Below are 20,099 nucleotides of genomic sequence, written 5' to 3'. Positions count from 1 at the left end.
GGTGAATCACGCCACGCGGCGAGGGTCGCCGCACGCAGGGACGCCGTCGCGAAGGGATCATCGGCGGTAGCGCCGCGATCGCCGGCACCGCGCTCGTCCCGGTTCAGGACGACGGGTCCGCCTGGGCGCCGGTTCCCGCACCGACCGCAACGATCTCGAGAACACCGTCATCGAAGGCGTCGTAGGCCGGTGATCCCTCCCCCGAGGGGCCAACGACCGACGAATGTGCCCCACAACCGAATTCGGCGGAGACCACCTGGGCGTCGGCGGCGTATTCGTTGGCGCAGGCGCCGAACGCCACCCGCAACGTCCCGGACAGCGGGATGTAGAAACCGCAGGTGCAGCACGCGTACGGTGCCGCCTGCGCCATCTCGGAATCGGGACCGCTGTCGCCCTCGTACCAACGTGTGGCGGCCTCGTCGCGACCTTCCCGGCTCAGCACGCGTTCGCGGCCGAGGCCGAGTTCACCGGCGACCTCGGCGACCTGATCGGGATCCGCACCGTCGGCGAGGTCCACGTCGTCGGCGGTGTCCACATATCCCGGAACCAGCCGCACATCGTCGGCGTCGGCGGCCAGCAGGTCACCCGCGGACAGGTCACCGGCGGCGACCCGCTCATTCCACGGCACCCACTGCGGCGCCAGCAACGCGCCCTCGCCGGGCAGCAGCACCACTTCGCTGACGGTCACCGTGTCGGCGCCGGGAGCCCCCGCCACCACCACGCACCACTGCCATCCGCGGTATCCGACCAGGTCGGCGTCGAAATAGTGGGCAGCCGCCCACTCCCCTTCCGTCACCGCCGCACGATGCGCCCCCGGCTCGTGTCCATCATCGATGAGCGCGCCCCGGGCGATGTCCACGGCGTCGAGCAACCGCGGCCCGTCCACTACTCCAGTCACCGTTCCAGTGTGCCTCACTCGGCCACGTCGAGGCACACAAGGTCGCCCACGACACCACCGGATGACGGCATGCGGCGGGCCCGGCCACCGATGAGGAACAATTGACGCGTGATCGGACGGACGCCGAAGGACAACGCCACCGCGCCTGGGGGGAACGACACCCCGCAGCCCGCCGCGCGTACCCGACGCAACCTCGTCGACCATCCCGGTGCGGCCAACTACCCCGCCGACGGTCCGCGTCGCCGCGGCGGCAAGGGCACCGGCACCGGCGCCGGCCCGCACGGGAACCCGCCGGGCGGAAACCGTGGTGAGGCGTACCTGCCGCCGCGGACCCACAACCCGCATCTACCGCCGCTGCACGACGCTCCCACCGATCCCCACGAGACCTCGCACCGCCCGTCGGGCTCGACCGCGGCGCTGCCCACCGACCCCGAGCAAGAGCGGATCCCCAAGAAGATCACCGTGGCGCGGGTCGCGGCCATGCGCAGCAGGCAACTGACGGCCAAGGGAATCGGCAAGATCCACCGGGCCGCCACCGCCGACGGTGCCGACCAGTCCGGGCTGACCGCCCTCACCCTGCCGGTGATCGCCAATTTCGCCGTCGACGCCGCCATGGCCGTCGCCCTGGCGAACACGTTGTTCTTCTCGGCCGCGACCGCCGAGTCCAAGGTCAGCGTCGCGCTGTACCTGGCTCTGACCATCGCGCCCTTCGCCTTGATCGCCCCGCTGATCGGGCCGGCCCTCGATCGCCTCCAGCACGGACGGCGGGTCGCGATGGCCGCGACGTTCGCGGCGCGTGTGGTGCTCGCACTGCTGATCATGGCGAATGTGTCGTGGGACGTCGCGGCCCAGCAACTCACCTACGACCCCTGGGTCCTGTATCCGTGTGCGCTCGGGCTGCTGGTGCTGTCGAAATCGTTCGGGGTGCTCAAATCGGCGGTGACGCCCCGCGTGGTGCCACCGACCATCGACCTGCCGAGGGTCAACTCGCGGTTGACCACCTTCGGCCTCATCGGCGGCACGATGATCGGCGGCGCGGTGGCCGCCCTGTTCGAGCTGCTGCTCGCCAAGGTCCTGCCCTTCCACCTGCCAGGCGCGATGCTGTGGCTGGCGATCGTCGCCGCGATCGGCGCCTACCTGTGCATGCGGATTCCGTCGTGGGTGGAGGTCACCGAGGGCGAGATCCCGACGACACTGACCTATCACGCACCCGATTCGCACACCTCGACCCGTGGCAGCGTGCGGGGCGGCGCCAAGGCCATCGCCGCCAAGATGCGCCAGCCATTGGGCCGACGGGTGGTGGCCGCGCTCTGGGGGAACGGCACCATCCGCATCCTGACCGGCTTCCTGACGCTCTACATCGCCTTCTACGCCAAGGCTCAGCAGGGTGTGCACTCCGACTGGCGGCAGCTGGCGATGCTCGGCGCGGTCGGCGCCGCGGCGGGCGTCGGCAACATGATCGGCAACGGTGCCGGTACCCGCCTGGAGTTGAAGAACCCGGCGAAGATCGTCGTCTATGCGACGGCCGCCTGCTTCACGATGGCCGTGCTGGCCGCCATCTTCGGCAACATCCTTCTCGCGGTCCTCACCGCATTCGTCGCCTCCGGGACCAGCGCGATCGGCAAGGTGTGTCTGGATTCCTCGATCCAGGACGACCTTCCGGAGGAGTCGCGGGCGTCGGCGTTCGGCCGGTCGGAGACCGTGTTGCAGTTGTGCTGGGTGCTCGGCGCCGCGCTGGGCGTACTGCTGCCGACGACCCTGTGGATCGGGTTCACAGTGGTGTCGGTGCTGCTCGGTCTCGGGCTCGTCCAGACCGTCATGACCGACCGCGGCCGGTCGCTGGTGCCCGGGCTCGGTGGCGAACGTCCCGAGCAGGCGGCACCGACCATGCCCTTCGGTGCGACCCCGAACCCACAGCACCAGAACCCGCGGCACCAGAACCCCCACGCACCGACGCCACACCAGCCGAACCCGCACCCCAACCCCTCGGCACCAAAACCGGGACAGTCGGGCTCCGAGGCACCCACGACGCGGTACCCCTCCGGACCGGGTGACGCCTCGACCAAGCGGATGGGATATCACTAGAGCGTGCTCAACTCCGGTGACAAGAAGGCCATCGCGATCTTCCTCGCGGTCGTCGTGGTGTTCGTGGCGGTGGTCGGGACGACGGTGGGCATCCTCGCCGCGACCGGCACCTCACACAAGGACGCGGCGTATCTGCAGCTCGCCGTCGGCGACGAACTGCACACCGTCGAACCGGTCAAGTGGTGCGACGTCTACCTCAAGGAATGCGACCCGCCGCTGCTCAGCCCGCAGCGCGAGACCCCGCACATCCCGATCCCGGCGGGCCAGACGATCCTGCTGTCGGTGTCCGACGAGATCGCCAAGGGGCCCTGGAATCTGACGACGCTCTACTGGACCCCCGAGGGTCTGGCCGAGAACGAATCGCCGTTCGCCTCGGGCACCACCTTCACCGTGCCGCTGCGGACCGAACCCCAGCACATCCTGCTGGGTATCACCATCACCGCGGCGTCGGTGGTGGCCTCCGACGACGGGACCACCAGCTTCGCCCGCGGGGTGCTCACCGTCGACACCTCACCGGCCAACGTGCCACAGATCCGCTGACACGGCGTCGGCGGCCACGTCGGGGACGGCGCGGCTGCGGTTCACGCGGGTCGAGCTCGTTCACGCGGCACGCCCACCCTCGCGCGGTCATTGCACCGCGCGCGTGAATGCGCGGATGCCGCGTCGGCATGAACCACCCGCGCGAAACGACGACTCCGGAACGCCTCGCCCCGCGGTTTACGCGGGTCGAGCTCGCCCGCGCGGCACGCCCACCCTCGCGCGGTCATTGCACCGCGCGCGTGAATGCGCGGATGCCGCGTCGGCATGAACCACCCGCGCGAACGACGATCCCGAACGTCGGCGACTAGCGGTCGAGTTCCCGGGCGACCGCCCGCACGACCTCGGAAATGCGTTGCGCGGTCTTGCGATCGGGATACCGACCCTTGCGCAGGTCCGGCTGCACCTTGCCCTCGAGCAGGGTGATCAGGTCGGCGACCATGCCGTGCAGTTCGTCGGGGCTGTGGCGCTTGACCTCTTTGCGCGCGGCCTCGCGATCACGGTCGCGGGTGTTCTTCGCCACCGACGGCGCCGGTTCGAGGACGCTGACGGTCAGTGCCTGCGGGCCGCGGCGTCCGGCGGCCATGCCGAACTCCACGCGCTGACCGGGCTTGAGCGCATCGACACCCTCCGGGAGTGCCGACGAACGGACGTACACGTCCTCGCCGTCCTCCTGCGCGAGAAAACCGAAGCCCTTCTCGGCGTCGTACCACTTCACCTTGCCGCTCGGCACTGTGCTCACCCTCATCTGATGGTCGAAATCCGTCACAAGAAAAGACGCGGAGACACACGACTTGAGCATTTCCGCGCCTGGTATCCACCATTCTAAACACTGGGCCAAGCGGTTTCTGACCACCCGTCGGGCCACCGACGTGCTCTACCGTGGAAGGTTATGGATCAGAATCGTTCCTCGCGCCTGCTGGCGCTGGCCGGCGTGGTCTTCGCGATTGGACTGTTGGCCATCGTCGCGTTATTCGTCACGCCGCTGGTCACCGACGGTGACACCGCACCGACCGCCGTGTATCTGCTGACCATGTGCGCACCGTTGGGTTTCCTCCTCGGCCTGGTCTACGCGCTGCGCTCGGGTCGACGGACCCGGTGACGCGGTGTCGGCATCCTACGACCCGGTCCCGGCGATGATCGATCGTCGGCCCGATCTGTCACCGGCCTCCGACGAAGGCGCGCTCAAACGTGCCTTCAGTTGCTTCCCGTCCGGTGTGGTGGCGGTCTGCAGTCATCGTCACGGCACCGAGCCGGTGGGGATGGCGGCAAGCGCCTTCACCGCAGTCTCCATCGATCCCCCGCTGGTGAGTGTCTGCGTCCAGAACACCTCGACGACGTGGCCGCGGCTACGCGACGCCCACATGCTCGGTGTCAGCGTGTTCGCTCACGATCAATCGCGGCAGTGTCGTCAGCTCGCCGGTCCCGCGGTACATCGATTCGACGACATCGCCCCCCTCGCCGCCGACGACGGCTCCCTGTTCATCCCCGGCGCGGCCGCGCACCTGTCCTGCAGTATCGAGCAGGAGATCCCCGCCGGCGACCACATCCTCGTCCTGCTGCGCATCGAACAGTTGCAGGCCGATCCCAGCGTCGAACCACTCGTTTTCCACGCGAGCACCTTTCGCGCCCTGGCGACCCGGGCCGACGTCATCGAGCCGCGGGATCGCTGATGACCGCCGTCGACCTCGGGCTCCCGCTGCCGTCGCTGATCCCCGCCTCGCGCGCCCCGGCACCGGTCGACGGCCCGCTCCGTGACACCTTCGGCCGGGTGGCCACCGACCTGCGGGTCTCGGTGACCGACCGCTGCAATCTGCGCTGCACCTATTGCATGCCCGCCGACGGCCTCGACTGGCTACCGACCGACGGGGTGCTGAACACCGAGGAGTTCGTCCGTGTTCTGACCGTCGCGGTCCGTGACCTGGGGATCCGCACGATCCGGTTCACCGGCGGCGAGCCACTGCTGCGCCGGGATCTCGAGGAGATCATCACCCGGGTGTCCAGGCTGCCGGAGCGTCCCGGGATCGCGATGACCACCAACGGTCTGGGCCTGGGCCGTCGGGTGCACGGCCTCACCGCAGCCGGACTGACCCGGGTGAACGTGTCGCTGGACACCGTCGACCCGGCTCGATTCGCCGAGATCACCCGGCGTGATCGCCTGGCTGACGTCCTCGACGGACTCGCCGCCGCCCGCGCGGCCGGGCTCGACCCCGTCAAGGTCAACGCCGTCGTCCCGGACCGGAGCGATCTCGATGGACTGGCGGCACTGTTCGGGTTCTGTCTGCGCGAGGGATATCAGTTGCGGGTGATCGAACAGATGCCGCTGGACGCCGATCACCGCTGGGATCGCACGGCGATGGTGACCGCGGCGGAGATCCTCGAGGCATTGCGCCACGTCGCGGATCTGACGCCCGACGACGTCCCGCGTGCCGGCGCGCCCGCGCAGACGTGGCTGGTCGACGGCCACACCGACGCCGCGGGCCGTCGCGCGCGGGTCGGTGTCATCGCCTCGGTCACCCGCCCGTTCTGCGGCGACTGCGACCGCACCCGTCTCACCGCCGACGGCGCACTGCGCAACTGCCTGTTCGCCGAGAACGAGACCTCGCTGCTGCCGGTCCTGCGGGGCGGTGAGGGCGACGTCGACGCCGCGATCGCCCGGCTGTGGCGCGAGAACACCTGGGCCAAACGGGCCGGGCACTCGGTGAACTCCGGCGATTTCCGTCAGCCCGAGCGTCCGATGTCGGCCATCGGGGGCTGATCGGTGCGTCTGACGATCCGCTATTTCGCGGCTGCGCGAGCCGCCGCGGGCCGGGAAACGGCCGCCGTCGAAGTCCCCGACGGGGCCACTCTCGGTGAGCTGGAACACATTCTGGCAGCCGACAATCCGGCCCTGCGACAGGTGCTGGATCGATGCTCCTATCTCTGGGATGAGATCGCGGTGTGCGACCGTGACCGAAGCCTCGGCGCGACGCGCACCGTCGACGTCCTGCCGCCCTTTGCCGGCGGCTGAAACGCCGCCACGCCGATGTGAGCTTAATCACATAACGGATGGATAACGAGATGGACACGAGAAGACCATCATGCCCGTGAACTGCGACGACGATCGAATGGGGGCGAAAGTCCCACTCGCAGACACGAAAACCGTTGTGGAAGAAGGTGTGATTCGTCGGCGTCGAGGCCGTACTGTACGAAGCGTCCTTCCAAGAAGGTCACAGCACAGCAACCAAGACACACAACTTCCACCGGTCGCGCCGAGCCTCGTTCCACCGGTGGAATGACGAGCAACATCTGGGAACGAGGACGGGGGACCCACCCTTCCGCAGGGAAGAACGGACGTCAACGACGTTCTTGGGGTTAAGTCCGACGGCCACAGCCGACGCGACCGAGCACCTCTCGCTCGAACCCGACAGCTGACTTCGCAGGCGCGTGGAGAGAGGTAACACACTCATGTCCGGACGTCATCGCAAGCCGACGACCACCACTGCCACCAAGACCTTCGCGAAGGTCGCACTGACCGGGGCTGTCCTCGGCGGCGGCGCCGCCCTGCTGGGCACCGGTTCCGCACACGCGGCCTCCGACGCCGAATGGGATCAGGTCGCCCAGTGTGAGTCGGGTGGCAACTGGGCCATCAACACCGGCAACGGCTACCAGGGCGGACTGCAGTTCAGCCCGAGTACCTGGGCCGGCCACGGCGGCACCGAATTCGCACCGACCGCCAACCAGGCCAGCCGTGAGCAGCAGATCGTCGTCGCCGAGCGCGTCCTGGCCAGCCAGGGCCCGGGTGCATGGCCGACCTGTGGCACCGGATTGTCCGGCGCCACCCCGCGTACCGCGCCGACCACCACCCCGCGCCTGCCCGCCGCTCCCGCCCCCCAGGCACCGAGCACCGGCAGCAGTGACGCCACGAGCACCGACGATGCCCTCGCCACCCTCCGCGACAAGACCACCGACCCGAGCCTGCTGGCTCTGCTCGATGCCGCCAAGAACAGTGGATACCAGCTCACCCCGGATCAGCTGAACCTGTTCAACGAGCACCAGGGCCAGATCCCGAATCTCCCCTGAGCCTGACGAAGGCCCCCTGAGCAAAGGGCCCCGCACGCTGCTTCGCGCCGTGCGGGGCTCTTTTCATGCTCGGGCCTTCTCGTGATCGGGCCTCTTACGATCCGGCCACCCTCAGGCCGAACCCACCCATTCGTCGCGACCATCGGTGAAGAACTGGTGCTTCCAGACGGGGAGTTGGGCCTTGACCTCGTCGACGAGCCGTGCGCACAGTGCGAATGCCGGACCACGGTGATCGGCGGCGACCGCGACGACGAACGCGACGTCACCCACGGCCAGGTCTCCGATCCGGTGCGAGACAGCCACTGCCCGCACCCCGTCGGCGTCCTCGGCGACCTTCGCGACAATGCCACGCAGCGCCTGCGCGGCGGTCGGGTGCGCCGAATAGGACAGCCGGGTCACGCCGTTGCCACCGTCGTGATCGCGGACCGCGCCGACGAATCCCACCACGGCGCCCGCCGCGCCCTGCGCGGCGTCGGTGACCAGCGCCTCATGGTCGGCAAGACTGATCGGGCCCTCGGAGATCTCCGTGCACACAATCAGCGCCATCTAGTGATCCTCGCCATGGATCTGGTCGAGCGCGTGGTCGAGGACGGTACCCATGACGCGGAGGCCATCCCGGACGCCCCCGGTGGACCCTGGCAGATTGATCACCAGGCTCCGGCCGGCCACTCCCGCGATCCCACGCGAGAGAATCGCCGTGGGCACCTCGGGCAGGCCCGCCGTACGGATGGCATCGGCCAGCCCCGGCAGTTCGATGTCGAGCAATGGCCGGGTCTGTTCGGGAGTGCGGTCGGTGGGTGAGAGCCCGGTACCGCCGGTGGTGACGACGAGATCGACCTCGGCGTAGATGCCGGCCCGGATCGCATCGCCGACCGCCGGCCCGTCGACCACCACGTCGACCTCGTCGACGGTGATGCCACGGTCGGCCAGCCAGGCGGAGATCAGCGGTCCGGTGCGGTCGGGGTAGACACCGTTGGCCGCCCGCGTCGAGGCCACCACGACGCGCGCCACCCGTTGGGCGCTCATCGGTCACTCGCCGGATCGTCGGTGCCGGTGTCCGGAGTGACGGTGTCTGGAGTGACGGTGTCTGGAGTGACGGTGTCTGGACCAACTCCGTCTCGAGTCCAGTCGCCCGAACGGCCACCGAACTTGGCCAGCAGCCGGATCGCGTCCATCTGGGCATGCCGGTCGACGGCCTTGACCATGTCGTGCAAGGTGAGGCCGCTCACCGCGACAGCGGTGAGCGCTTCCATCTCGACGCCGGTCGGTCCGGCGGTGGTCACCGTGGCGGTGACGTCGATGGTGTCCTCACCGATCACGAAGTCCACGTCGACGGACGACAACGAGAGCTGATGACACAGCGGGATGAGGGAGTCGGTGCGTTTGGCGGCCATGATCCCGGCGATCCGTGCGGTGGCCAGGACGTCGCCCTTGGGCAGCGACGAGGACGTGAGGAGGTCGATCACTCGACGGGTCGTGCGGAAGGTCCCACCGGCGACCGCCCGGCGGCGGGTCGGTGGTTTGTCGCCGACGTCGACCATCCGCGCGGCGCCGGAGTCATCGACGTGGGACAGTCGGTCCGTGGGCCGCGATCCATCCGGATCGACGTCGGTCACCGCGTCAGCGGTTGATGACGGTCTTGGGATTGATGTAGTGGACCTCGTCGGCCGGCAACGGGAACTCCACGTCGCCGAACGGGGACAGTGCACCCGCGAGATCGGCCGCGAATTCGGAGACCGCGTGCTCGGGTCCGTCTCCCTCGGCTGCCTTCGGCCAGCCGTTGTCGACGTAATGCTTCTTCGAAGTGCTCTCAGCCACGGATGTATTGTGCCATGCCATCGCCGCCCCCACGTGATCGCGCTCGCACATGGTGGCCGATGACACCGACTTCGACCGATCACCCACCCATCGTTCGAATGATAAGACGACCAATTCGGGGGGCACTTCGGTAAGGTCACACACCATCGTCCGAGACAGTCGAAGGGGTTTGTCGTGCCGCTCAGTCCAGGTTCACAGGTCGCCGGATACAAGGTGATCTCGCTGCTGGGATCGGGCGGGATGGGCGAGGTGTACCTCGTCGAGAATCCGCACCTGCTCCGCAGGGAGGCGCTCAAGGTCATCTCATTGGCCGGCGCCCACGATCCCGACTTCCAGAAGCGATTCACCAACGAGGCACGCACCACCGCGTCACTGGATCACCCCAGCATCATCTCGATCCATCAGTACGGCATCAACGACGAGGGCACGCCGTGGTTCACCATGAGCTACCTCGACGGACGCGATCTCAGCAGTGGCCCCACCTCACCGGCCGACGTCGTCGCGGTGACCGCGCAGGTCGCCGATGCCCTCGACTACGCGCACCGGCACCATGTCATCCATCGAGATGTGAAGCCCGCCAACATCATCGTCAGTCGGGATCCGTCCACCGGCGAGGTCGAGCGAGTCACCGTCCTCGACTTCGGTATCGCCAAGCTGGTCAACTCCACCTCGTTGACGGCCACCAGCGCATTCATCGGAACCCTCGCCTATTGCGCACCCGAGGTCATCGAGGGCCACGACGCGACCGCGATGTCGGATCAGTATTCGTTGGCGTGCACCGTCTTCCAACTCCTCACCGGCCAGGCCCCGTTCACCACGACGACGCCGTCGGCGCTGGTGATGGCGCACCTGACCAAACCGATCCCGCCGATCAGTTCGCTGCGACCGGATCTCGCCGCCTTCGACCCGGTACTACACAAGGGCCTGGCCAAGAATCCGGCCGACCGCTACCCGAACTGCCGCGCCTTCGCCGCCGCGCTGAAGCAGGCGCTCGACACCCGTCCCGGTCCGGGGCCGAGAACCGGGCCGACCGCCGTCACCAACCCACCGTCGTTCGGTTCCGGGCAACAGACCCGACCGCCGTCACAGCCGACGCCGGCCGGATTCTCCCCGGTAGGCGCAACCGTCCCCGGCCACCCCCCGGTGGCACCGACCCCACAGCCGTCGTATCCCGGTGTGGGCCAGCCGAACCCGGGAATCCCCTACACGTCGCAGCCGAACCCATCAGCCCCCTTCGGCGCTCCGCCGGCAGCGACCACCCCGGTGACAGCCGGATTCGCCGGCGGTACCCCACCACCCGGATACAATCCGGCGCAACCGAACTCATTGCTCGGCGGTGGGGGCTACCCGTCGCAACCGGGTACGGTGCCACCGAAGAAGAAGCGCACGGGCCTGATCATCGGGGCGATCGCCGCGGCGCTCGTGGTCGTCGTCGTGGCGGTGGTCGGAATCGGTTTCGCCACCGGACTGTTCGGCGGCAGCGATGAGCCCGCGGCTGTCGTCGCGCAGCCCAATACCGTTGCCACATCCGGTAATACGACATGCGCGGTCACCAACGAGGCCCTGCACTGCTGGGGCAACAACGCCAACGGCCAGCTGGGCAATGGGACCTCGACCGATTCCACCACTCCGGTCGCGGTCAGCCTGACACCGGTCACCTCGGTCAGCATCGGCAACTACGTCAGCACCGACGACAAGTACGTCACCACCGCCTGCGCGATCTCCGACCGGCAGGCCTACTGTTGGGGCGCCAACAACTACGGTCAGATCGGCGACGGCAGCACCGATTCCAGCGAGACACCGAAGAAGGTCTCCACGCTGAGCGACGTCACCGCCATCTCCACCGGATTCGGATCGACCTGCGCGATCTCGGCCGGCGAGGTGTACTGCTGGGGCGACAACGATCAAGGCCAGCTCGGTACCGGCGGCACCACGGACTCCACGACACCCACCAAGGTCACCGGGGTGACCGGAACCGCCACCGACGTGGCCACCGCACGCGGCACCACCTGCGCGATCGCCGATGGCACCGTGTACTGCTGGGGCAACAACGACAGCGGGCAGATCGGCAACGGCTCGACGAGCCGCCAGGCCTCTCCGGTGCAGCTCTCCCTCACCGACGCCACCGACATCGCGATCGGCTCCTACAAGCACAGCGAGACCGAGTCGACCTATCCGCAGACCGCATGTGCGGCGGCGGCGGGCAAGGCGTACTGCTGGGGCGACAACGCGTACGGCCAGATCGGCGACGGAACCACCGCCGCACGACAGACCCCGACCGAGGTGGTCGGACTGACCGACGTCACCGATGTCGCCACCGACTGGGGTACCTCCTGCGCGGTCGCCAGTGCCGAACTGAGGTGCTGGGGTGACAACTCCGACAAGCAGCTCGGCGACGGTTCGACGTCGGATTCGTCGGCCCCCAAGCAGGTCACCCTTGCCGGCGCCGTGGACGCCGTGTCCACCAACTCGGGTACGACGTGCGCGCGGGTCGACACCACCGACGTCTATTGCTGGGGATACAACGTCGCCGGTCAGGTCGGCAACGGAGCGAGTGGGGAGAACAACGTCGTCGCCACTCCGTTCCGGGTCAACATCTCCACCTCATAGAGCGTGCACCGGGCGCGGGCCGATCCCAACGGGCCGACCCGCTCGGTAGAATCGGTCGAATGAGTCCGGACAGTCGCGCGAGTGCACTCGCCGATGACCTGGCGTCGCGTTCGGATGCGGAGTTGGCCGATCTGATCACACTGCGGCCGGATCTCGCCTCACCCCCACCGCAGGGCACACAGGTGCTCGCCCAGCGCGCACTGTCGCCGGCGTCGGCGGCCTTGGCGGGTGAGAGTCTGGATCTGCTCGGCCTGGCGGTCCTGGAGGTGCTGATCGATCTGGGCCCCCCGGAGTCGGACACGGTGTCGCTGCCCGCCGTCCGATCTGCTCTGGCCGACCGCGCCGATGCCGACGAGGTCGAGGTGCGCGTGGATCTGCTGCGACGGCTCGCGCTGATCTGGGGACCCGACGATGCGCTGCACATCGGGGCGCACGCCGCGTCCGCACTGCCGTGGCGCGGATTGCACCTCATCGGCCCGCCGGCCGAGCGCACGGCCGCCGAACTCACCCGACGGCTCGCCGCGCTCGACGAACGGGAGCGGGAATTGCTCGGCGCACTGTCGCGTGGTCCCGCACTCGGACGCAGCCGTGATGCCGCTCCCGACGCCGACCCCGCCGCGCCGGTCGCCCGCCTCATCGCCGACGGCATGCTCGCCCGCATCGATCACCAGACCGTCGAGCTCCCACCTCAACTCGGCCAGTTGCTGCGCGACGAACCGCCGTTGCAGACCGACAACCTGCGTCGCCCCCGGCCCGAGGACGACTCCGGCTCGCGCCGCTTCTCCGCCCGCGACGTCGACGCAGCGGCCGGCGGTGAGGCGCTCGAGGCCATCCGTCACGCGACGGCGTTGCTGCGCGTCCTCGGCGCCACACCCGCGGCGGTGCTGCGGTCGGGCGCGCTCGGCGTGCGGGAGTTGCGCCGCCTCACCAAGGCCACCGGACTCGATCAGCAGCGGGTCGCCTTGCTGATCGAGGTCCTCGCGCATGCACGACTCATCGATGCGGGATTCCCCGATCCGCCCCCCTCCGGCGACACCGGTGAGCACATGTTCGCACCGACCACCACCGTCGACACCTGGCTGCACCAACCGCGAGAACGCCAGTGGTACACGCTCGTCGATGCCTGGCTGACCATGCCGCGACGCGCCTGGCAGGTCGGCGAGCCCGACCGCGACGGCACCGCGATCCCGGCACTGTCGGGTGACAACTACGACTCACACGCACCCGCCCAACGGCGCACCATCCTCTCCGCCATGGCCCTGGGACCGGCGGCGGCACCGGTGTCGGTGGCCGGCCTGGTCTCCCTGTTGGCCTGGCAGCATCCACATCAGATGCGGCGCTTGGGTTCTCATGTCGTCGAACACACACTTCGGGAAGCCCGCGAGATGGGACTCGTCGCCCACCACGCCCTGAGTTCGGTCGGACGCGCAATCCTCGACACCGATGGCGCCGATGACGCACCGATCGTCGCCGCGATGCGCACGGCGTTGCCCGAACCGGTCGATCACTTCCTCACCCAGGCCGACCTCACGATCACCGTCCCCGGCCCGATGACCCCGGAACTCGCCGAGCGGGTCGAGATGGTGGCCGATCTCGAATCCGGCGGCGCCGCATCGGTATACCGGGTCAGCGAGGTCAGTGTGCGGCGCGCCCTCGACGCCGGGCGCTCCAGCAGCGAACTCATCGCGATGTTCACCGCGCACTCCCGGACGCCCGTCCCACAATCACTGACCTACCTGATCGAGGACGTGGCCCGGCGGCACGGACAGTTGCGGGTCGGTATCGCCTCGTCGTTCATCCGCTGCGAGGACGCGGCGACACTGGCCGCGGTGTTGCGCAGCGACGCCGCCGCACACCTGTCGATGCGGGCGCTCGCACCGACGGTTGCGGTGTCCCCCAGCGAGATCCGCGACGTGCTCGACTCCTTGCGGGCCGCCGGATTCGCGCCGAGCGGCGAGGACTCCTCGGGCGAGTTGGTGGACATGCGTGAGCGCGGCAGCCGGGTCCCCGTCGTACGCGCACGTCGGCACGCCATCCCGCCGCGGCGGGCCGCACTCAATGACGACCAGGTGCTGGCGGTGATCGGCCGCCTGCGATCCGGCGATCGGGCCGCAACCGCACGCCCGGCGTCGGCGTCGGCGTCGGTACGGGCCGGCGGAAACGGCGAAACCGCCACGGCCCTCATCCAATTGGCGCTACGCGCCCATCGCAGGCTGCGGGTCGGCTACGTCGACGCACACGGGTCGGCCAGTCAACACGTCGTCACCCCGCAGGCGTTGGGTTCGGGCCAGCTGATCGGCGTCGAGGACGGCACCGATGACGAACAACGGTTCTCCTTGCACCGCATCACCAGTGTCGAACTGCTCGACACGTAGCCCACGTCGGGGTGCCCGGTTCCGGCGTCCCGGTCCGAAAATGGTTCGCCCTCGCCGGGATTCGCGCGTACCGTTGCCACGCCCCGGAAACCGCCGGAGCAACAGACACGAGCAATGGAAGAAGCCATGGAACCGCAGTTCCCCGTATCCCTTTCGGGCACCACCGCATCGACCCTCATGTGGGCCGACGAGGAATCGATCGAGCATCAGGCGCGCAATCAGCTGCGCCGGGTCTCGACGCTGCCCTGGGTGTACGGGGTCCGTGTGATGCCCGACGTGCACGTCGGCAAGGGCGCGACCGTCGGATCGGTGATCGCCATGCGTGATGCGGTGTGCCCGGCCGCGGTCGGCGTCGACATCGGTTGCGGCATGGCCGCCGTGCGCACCGACCTGACCGCATCGGACCTGCCCGACGATCTGTCCGGGCTGCGTTCGGCGATCGAGGCCAAGGTGCCGGTCGGATTCCGGGGTCATGCGGAGCCGGTCAACGTCGTCCGCCATCGCCTCGGCGGCGGCTGGGACAGCTTCTGGGAGCGTTTCGCCGGCCTGCATCGTGGGGTTCGGCAGCTCGACACCCGCGCGCAGCGTCAGATGGGGTCGCTCGGTGGCGGCAACCACTTCATTGAGATCTGTCTCGACGACGAGCAGCAGGTGTGGATCATGCTGCACTCCGGGTCCCGCAACATCGGCAAGGAACTCGCCGAACGGCATATGTCGGTGGCGGCCACCTTGCCGCACAACGCGGAGCTGCCCGACCGTGATCTCGCCGTGTTCCTGACCGGGACCGCGGAGATGGACGCCTACCGTCGTGACCTCGACTGGGCGCAGGAGTACGCGGCACGCAATCGCCGGGTGATGCTGGCGCTGGTGTGCGAGGCGGTCCGGCAGAGCTTCGCCGACCGCGTCGTCCGATTCGACGAGCCGATCAGCTGCCACCACAACTACGTGGCCACCGAGCACATCGACGGTCTGGAGTTGTTGGTGACCCGCAAGGGTGCGATCCGTGCCGGCGCCGGCGACCTCGGTCTCATCCCGGGATCGATGGGTACCGGCTCCTACGTGGTGCGGGGGTTGGGTTCGGAGCAGTCGTTCTACTCCGCGTCGCATGGTGCGGGGCGTCGGATGAGCCGGTCCCAGGCACGCCGGCAGTTCACCGCCGACGACCTCATCGCCCAGACCCGGGGCGTCGAATCCCGCAAGGATTCGGGCGTCGTCGACGAGATCCCGGCCGCCTACAAGGACATCGACGACGTGATCGCCGCCCAGACCGACCTCGTCGAGGTGGTGGCGCACCTGCGTCAGGTGGTCTGCGTCAAGGGGTGAGGGCGCACCCTCACCACGTTGACAGCGCTCTGGTCCACGTTGACAGCGCTCGGCTGAGCGCTGTCAGTGCGATACAGAGCGCTGCCAACGGCCGTGCGGGGTCCTGGGTCGACGGGACTTGCACCGATCTGGACAATGGATCGGGTGACTGATGGACCCCTGATCGTGCAATCCGACAAGACACTGCTGCTCGAGGTCGACCACCCCGACGCCGCGGCGGCTCGTGGTGCGATCGCCCCGTTTGCCGAACTCGAACGTGCACCCGAGCACGTCCACACCTATCGGGTGACCCCCCTCGCGCTGTGGAATGCGCGGGCGGCCGGGCACGACGCCGAGCAGGTCGTCGACGCCCTGGTCACCTACTCCCGGTACGCGGTCCCGCAGCCGCTGCTGATGGACATCGTCGACACGATGGGCCGGTTCGGTCGACTGCAGCTGGTCAAGAGCCCGGTCCACGGCCTGACGTTGGTCAGCCTCGACCGCGCGGTCCTCGAGGAGATCCTGCGCAACAAGAAGGTCGCGCCGATGCTCGGCGCCCGCATCGACGACGACACCGTCGTGGTGCACCCGTCGGAGCGGGGACGCCTCAAGCAGGTGCTGCTGAAGGTCGGCTGGCCGGCCGAGGACCTCGCCGGCTACGTCGACGGCGAGGCCCATCCGATCGCGCTTGATCAGGGTGACTGGCATCTACGCGACTATCAGGAGATGGCCGCCGACTCGTTCTGGGCGGGCGGCTCGGGTGTCGTCGTGCTGCCGTGCGGTGCCGGTAAGACGATGGTCGGCGCGGCGGCGATGGCCAAGGCTGGCGCGACCACCCTGATCCTGGTCACCAACACCGTGGCCGGCCGGCAATGGAAGCGGGAACTCATCGCCCGCACCACGCTGACCGAGGACGAGATCGGTGAGTACTCGGGTGAGCGCAAGGAGATCCGCCCGGTGACGATCGCGACCTACCAGGTGATGACCCGGAAATCCAAGGGCGAGTACAAGAATCTCGATCTCTTCGATTCCCGGGACTGGGGCCTGATCATCTACGACGAGGTGCATCTGCTGCCCGCGCCGGTGTTCCGGATGACCGCCGATCTGCAGTCCCGTCGCCGTCTGGGCCTGACCGCGACGCTGGTCCGCGAGGACGGCCGCGAGGGAGATGTCTTCTCGCTCATCGGCCCCAAGCGGTACGACGCGCCGTGGAAGGACATCGAGGCGCAGGGCTGGATCGCGCCGGCCGAGTGCATCGAGGTGCGGGTGACCCTCACCGACGAGGAACGCCTGCAGTATGCGGTCGCCGAGTCGGAGGAGAAGTACAAGCTCTGTTCGACCGCCCACACCAAGGTCAATGTGGTGCGGTCGATCCTGGCCCGCCACAGCGAATCCCAGACGCTGGTGATCGGCGCCTATATCGATCAGCTCGAGGAACTCGGCCGTGAACTCGACGCCCCGGTGATCCAGGGATCGACCAAGAACAAGGAACGCGAGATCCTGTTCGACCGCTTCCGGTCCGGTGAGATCCAGACGCTCGTGGTCAGCAAGGTCGCGAATTTCTCGATCGATCTCCCCGAGGCGTCGGTGGCGGTTCAGGTGTCGGGCACGTTCGGTTCCCGGCAGGAGGAGGCGCAGCGCCTCGGTCGGCTGCTTCGTCCCAAGGCCGATGGCGGACAGGCGCACTTCTACTCGGTGGTCTCCCGCGACACCCTCGACGCCGACTACGCCGCGCACCGTCAGCGATTCCTGGCCGAACAGGGGTACGCCTACCGCATCACCGATGCCGACGACCTGCTCGGACCCACCATAGGCGAGGAGTCGGCGGGCTGACCCCGCGTCCCCCGAGAACAGTCCGTCGAGGGCGGGACCTCCGATCAGGAACCGGATTCCTGGGTCAGGCAGTAACCCAGGGATTCGGGCTGGGCGAAGATCCACCGCAACTCCCCCGTCGCGCAGGTCACCGCCCTCGTCGACCGGTTGGTGATCCGGAATGCGACCGTTCCCGCCGCCGCGGCCGCACCGCAACTCAACTCGTGGTAGTCGGCGAGTGAACCACCCGAACTGGGGATCTGGTAGCACTGCCCTGGCGTGAAATTGGGTGCCAGACAGAGCTTTTGGGCGGTCCCACCGAAGGACAGACTGGCGTTGTGGTCGTTGGGGCACTCCGCGGAGGCGGCGACGAATTCGGCGGCGTAGAACGTCATCGCCGACGTGGCGCAATCGACGCGACTGGTGTCGACGTTGCCGGCGGAGTCGGGCTGCCGACCGATCTGCACACAATCACCGACCGCGATCTGGCCGGGACCGGAGATCTGCGTCGGTTGCTCGGTCACCGGGGGGCGGGTGAACGGCGTGGAGGTGGGCGTCCCCGCGACCGCCGTGGTGGTGACCGAGTTGCCGGCGGCGGTCGAGGTGCCCGAATCCGACCCGGACAGCAGATTCGCCACCCAGACACCGGCGACGATCACCAGGACCAGCGCCAGCAGGGCGCCGAGGACCGCCAACGCGGTCTTCGACGACGATCCGCGTCGAGGCGTCGGCGGCAGCGGGTAACCGCCGGTGCCGCCCGGCTGACTCGGATACGACCCCACCGGCAGGGGCGCGCTGGGCGGGCCGTACGGCGGAATCGACCCGGGCGCCACGGCGCCGGGATACGACGCTCCGGTGTACGGGCCCGCGGGCACCGGCGGAACCTGCGAGGACGGGATCGGCTGCGCATACGAGGGCGGTACCGACGTCGAGGGCGGTGCCGATGCCCGCGCCGGGATGATCTCCGTGGGACCCGGCGGCGGCCCCGACTGCGGTGGTCCCGACTGGGCGCCGCGCAAGGCCCGATCGAGGTCGGCGGCGAGATCGCTGCACGACGGATACCGCTCGTCGGCGGTCTTGCCGAGTCCACGCCGCAGCACCTCGTCGACGGCGTTCGAGGTTCCCGGCCGCAGCCCGGAGAGCGCCGGCGGATCGGAATTCAGGTGCGCGGCGATCACACTGGTCTGGGTACTGCCCTCGAACGGCGGGACCCCGCAGAGCAACTGGAACAGTGTGGCAGCGAGGCTGTACTGGTCGGCCCGCCCGTCGACCTCGGTACCGAGGAGTTGCTCGGGAGCGACGTAGGCGACCGTCCCGAGGAACATGTTCGCCGAGGTCAGGTTGGTGACGTCGGCGGTCGACTTGGCGATCCCGAAGTCGGCGAGCAGCACCCGCGGCGGCTGCCGGCCGATGCGGGTGGCACCTGCGCCGTCGGCGCCCTGCACCAGGATGTTGGCCGGTTTCACATCCCGGTGCAGCAGCCCGCGGGCGTGCGCCGCGTCCAACGCCGACGCCACCGACATGGCGATCGCCGACACCAGGGCGGGGTCGAGTCCTCGGGGGTGACGACGCAGCAGTTCACTGCCGTCGACGCCGTCGATGAACTCCATCGCCAGCCACAGGTGGCCGTCGTCCTCACCGGAGTTGTAGATCGTGACGATCGCCGGATGCACCATGCTGGAGGCCAACTCGGCCTCCCGGATGAAGCGCTGCCGGAACATCGGGTCGCGGCTGAGATCGGCCGGCAGGATCTTGACTGCCTCCTTGCGGGGCAGTTTGGGGTGGCGGGCCAGATAGACCTCGCCCATGCCACCGCGGCCCACGAGCCGCTCGATCGTGTACCCGGCGAAGGCATCACCCGGTGTGTAGACCACCTCAGCCCTCCTCGACACCGGCGGCACGTCAGGCCCGTAACCTTACCTGCTCCCTGCGCCTTCCCCGGATCAGACGACAGTCCGCAGGCAGTAGCCCACCGATTGCGGCCGGGCGAATGACCACATCGTGTCGTCGGCATCGCAGGTGATGGACCCGTCGCCACGGTCGACGGCCCGCGCCACCACCGTTTGCTCGGCGGCCTGCGCGTCGCAGGTCACCTCGCGGTAGTCGACGAGGTCGCCGCCGATCGGGATCTGATAGCAGCGTCCCTCGGCGAAGTTCGGTGTCAGGCAGAGACTCTCACGATTCTCACCGAAGGTGAGGGTGGAGGTGTTGGCGGCGTCGCAGCCGGATTCGGCGGCCACCGTCGATGCGGCGTAGAACGTCAGACCGTCGGTGCGTTCGCAGTCGACCTTGGAGGCGTTCACCTTCCCCGGCTCGTCGTCGGCGCCGATCGACAGGCATTCGCCGACTTCGATGTCGTTCGGGGATTCGATGGCGTCGGTGCCGAGGCTGACACTGCACGCGGCGACGAGCATGAACCCGAGGCAGCCGAGGATGACGGCACCGTTGTAGGCGAGCCGGAGCAGTGGCCGGGCGGGCCGGCCCTCGAGGTCGGGGTCGTGGTTGGTGTGGGGGTCGTGGTCGGGATGGTGGCGATCGGTGGTGAACATGACGGGTCCTTTTCGGCAGCTGTGGTGTGCTGCCGACACGGTCGTCGTCGT

At 68.7% G+C, this 20,099-nt stretch carries 19 protein-coding genes and 1 riboswitch; of the genes, 11 read left to right on the top strand and 8 right to left on the bottom strand.

Translation table 11 applies throughout. The features are described 5' to 3' along the window. Nucleotides 1-103 precede the first annotated feature (103 nt). Nucleotides 104-898, bottom strand: a complete 795-nt coding sequence (locus ABLE94_RS11715; RefSeq protein WP_348808798.1) for a DUF3027 domain-containing protein — start codon at nt 896-898, stop codon at nt 104-106. Between the two features lie 108 nt (nt 899-1,006). On the opposite strand from ABLE94_RS11715, the gene ABLE94_RS11710 reads away from it, so the two are divergent. Further along, a complete protein-coding gene (locus ABLE94_RS11710) occupies nt 1,007-2,983 on the top strand; it encodes an MFS transporter (RefSeq protein WP_348808797.1) in 1,977 nt (658 codons plus the stop codon). A 3-nt stretch (nt 2,984-2,986) separates the two neighbouring features. Continuing rightward, a complete protein-coding gene (locus ABLE94_RS11705; protein ID WP_348808796.1) occupies nt 2,987-3,523 on the top strand; it encodes a DUF2771 family protein in 537 nt (178 codons plus the stop codon). Between the two features lie 304 nt (nt 3,524-3,827). On the opposite strand, the gene ABLE94_RS11700 is transcribed toward ABLE94_RS11705, so the two are convergent. Then, nucleotides 3,828-4,253, bottom strand: a complete 426-nt coding sequence (locus ABLE94_RS11700; protein WP_348804890.1) for a cold-shock protein — start codon at nt 4,251-4,253, stop codon at nt 3,828-3,830. Between the two features lie 159 nt (nt 4,254-4,412). Between ABLE94_RS11700 and ABLE94_RS11695 the strand changes: the two genes are divergently transcribed. The 5 genes from ABLE94_RS11695 to ABLE94_RS11675 all read left to right on the top strand — a co-directional run bounded on the left by ABLE94_RS11695 (nt 4,413) and on the right by ABLE94_RS11675 (nt 7,582). Further along, complete coding sequence (locus tag ABLE94_RS11695; protein WP_348804848.1) at nt 4,413-4,622, top strand: hypothetical protein; 210 nt, start codon at nt 4,413-4,415, stop codon at nt 4,620-4,622. Nucleotides 4,623-4,656: 34 nt separating this feature from the next. Next, nucleotides 4,657-5,193 (top strand): flavin reductase family protein, encoded by a 537-nt coding sequence (locus tag ABLE94_RS11690; RefSeq protein WP_348804889.1) that lies wholly within the window; start codon nt 4,657-4,659, stop codon nt 5,191-5,193. Then, nucleotides 5,193-6,278, top strand: a complete 1,086-nt coding sequence (moaA, locus tag ABLE94_RS11685) for a GTP 3',8-cyclase MoaA (RefSeq protein ID WP_348808795.1) — start codon at nt 5,193-5,195, stop codon at nt 6,276-6,278. Before ABLE94_RS11690 ends, moaA begins: the two co-directional genes overlap by 1 nt. A gap of 3 nt (nt 6,279-6,281) precedes the next feature. After that, a complete protein-coding gene (locus ABLE94_RS11680; protein WP_348804846.1) occupies nt 6,282-6,530 on the top strand; it encodes a MoaD/ThiS family protein in 249 nt (82 codons plus the stop codon). Nucleotides 6,531-6,790: 260 nt separating this feature from the next. Then, nucleotides 6,791-6,961, top strand: a riboswitch (cyclic di-AMP (ydaO/yuaA leader). Nucleotides 6,962-6,967: 6 nt separating this feature from the next. Next, on the top strand, nt 6,968-7,582 hold the full coding sequence (locus tag ABLE94_RS11675) for a transglycosylase family protein (RefSeq protein ID WP_348808794.1): 615 nt from the start codon (nt 6,968-6,970) through the stop codon (nt 7,580-7,582). A 111-nt stretch (nt 7,583-7,693) separates the two neighbouring features. Here the strand turns inward: ABLE94_RS11675 and ABLE94_RS11670 are convergent, their stop codons facing one another. The 4 genes from ABLE94_RS11670 to ABLE94_RS11655 are packed head-to-tail and all read right to left on the bottom strand — an operon-like array spanning nt 7,694 to nt 9,421. After that, nucleotides 7,694-8,128, bottom strand: coding sequence for a molybdenum cofactor biosynthesis protein MoaE (locus ABLE94_RS11670; RefSeq protein WP_348804844.1), 435 nt, complete (start codon nt 8,126-8,128; stop codon nt 7,694-7,696). Continuing rightward, nucleotides 8,129-8,608 (bottom strand): MogA/MoaB family molybdenum cofactor biosynthesis protein, encoded by a 480-nt coding sequence (locus ABLE94_RS11665; RefSeq protein WP_348804843.1) that lies wholly within the window; start codon nt 8,606-8,608, stop codon nt 8,129-8,131. It abuts the gene before it with no gap. Beyond that, nucleotides 8,605-9,198: a cyclic pyranopterin monophosphate synthase MoaC gene (gene moaC, locus ABLE94_RS11660; RefSeq protein WP_348804842.1), complete on the bottom strand. Its 594-nt coding sequence runs from the start codon at nt 9,196-9,198 to the stop codon at nt 8,605-8,607. Before moaC ends, ABLE94_RS11665 begins: the two co-directional genes overlap by 4 nt. Before the next feature lie 4 nt (nt 9,199-9,202). Beyond that, nucleotides 9,203-9,421 carry a hypothetical protein gene (locus ABLE94_RS11655; protein ID WP_348804841.1) on the bottom strand — a complete coding sequence of 73 codons (219 nt, stop codon included), beginning with the start codon at nt 9,419-9,421 and terminating at the stop codon, nt 9,203-9,205. A 153-nt stretch (nt 9,422-9,574) separates the two neighbouring features. On the opposite strand from ABLE94_RS11655, the gene ABLE94_RS11650 reads away from it, so the two are divergent. The 4 genes from ABLE94_RS11650 (at nt 9,575) to ABLE94_RS11635 (ending at nt 17,520) form a co-directional block, all read left to right on the top strand. Beyond that, entirely contained in the window at nt 9,575-12,010 is a 2,436-nt protein-coding gene (locus tag ABLE94_RS11650; RefSeq protein WP_348804840.1) for a protein kinase domain-containing protein, read from the top strand. A gap of 59 nt (nt 12,011-12,069) precedes the next feature. After that, on the top strand, nt 12,070-14,385 hold the full coding sequence (locus tag ABLE94_RS11645; RefSeq protein ID WP_348808793.1) for a helicase-associated domain-containing protein: 2,316 nt from the start codon (nt 12,070-12,072) through the stop codon (nt 14,383-14,385). A 126-nt stretch (nt 14,386-14,511) separates the two neighbouring features. Then, the gene (locus ABLE94_RS11640; protein ID WP_348804838.1) at nt 14,512-15,708 is read left to right on the top strand and encodes an RtcB family protein; all 1,197 of its coding nucleotides are present in this window, start codon (nt 14,512-14,514) and stop codon (nt 15,706-15,708) included. A gap of 144 nt (nt 15,709-15,852) precedes the next feature. Further along, nucleotides 15,853-17,520 (top strand): DNA repair helicase XPB, encoded by a 1,668-nt coding sequence (locus ABLE94_RS11635; protein WP_348808792.1) that lies wholly within the window; start codon nt 15,853-15,855, stop codon nt 17,518-17,520. Between the two features lie 44 nt (nt 17,521-17,564). Here ABLE94_RS11635 and ABLE94_RS11630 read toward each other — a convergent pair whose 3' ends face one another. Together ABLE94_RS11630 and ABLE94_RS11625 are read right to left on the bottom strand one after the other, a co-directional pair. Then, the gene (locus tag ABLE94_RS11630) at nt 17,565-19,373 is read right to left on the bottom strand and encodes a serine/threonine-protein kinase (protein WP_348808791.1); all 1,809 of its coding nucleotides are present in this window, start codon (nt 19,371-19,373) and stop codon (nt 17,565-17,567) included. Nucleotides 19,374-19,442: 69 nt separating this feature from the next. Further along, nucleotides 19,443-20,048: a pyridine nucleotide-disulfide oxidoreductase gene (locus ABLE94_RS11625; protein ID WP_348804835.1), complete on the bottom strand. Its 606-nt coding sequence runs from the start codon at nt 20,046-20,048 to the stop codon at nt 19,443-19,445. Between the last annotated feature and the right edge of the window lie 51 nt (nt 20,049-20,099).

This window comes from Gordonia sp. VNK1 (assembly GCF_040049135.1).
Taxonomy (GTDB): Bacteria; Actinomycetota; Actinomycetes; order Mycobacteriales; family Mycobacteriaceae; genus Gordonia; species Gordonia oleivorans.
This window is presented reverse-complemented; position numbering and strand designations above follow the sequence as displayed.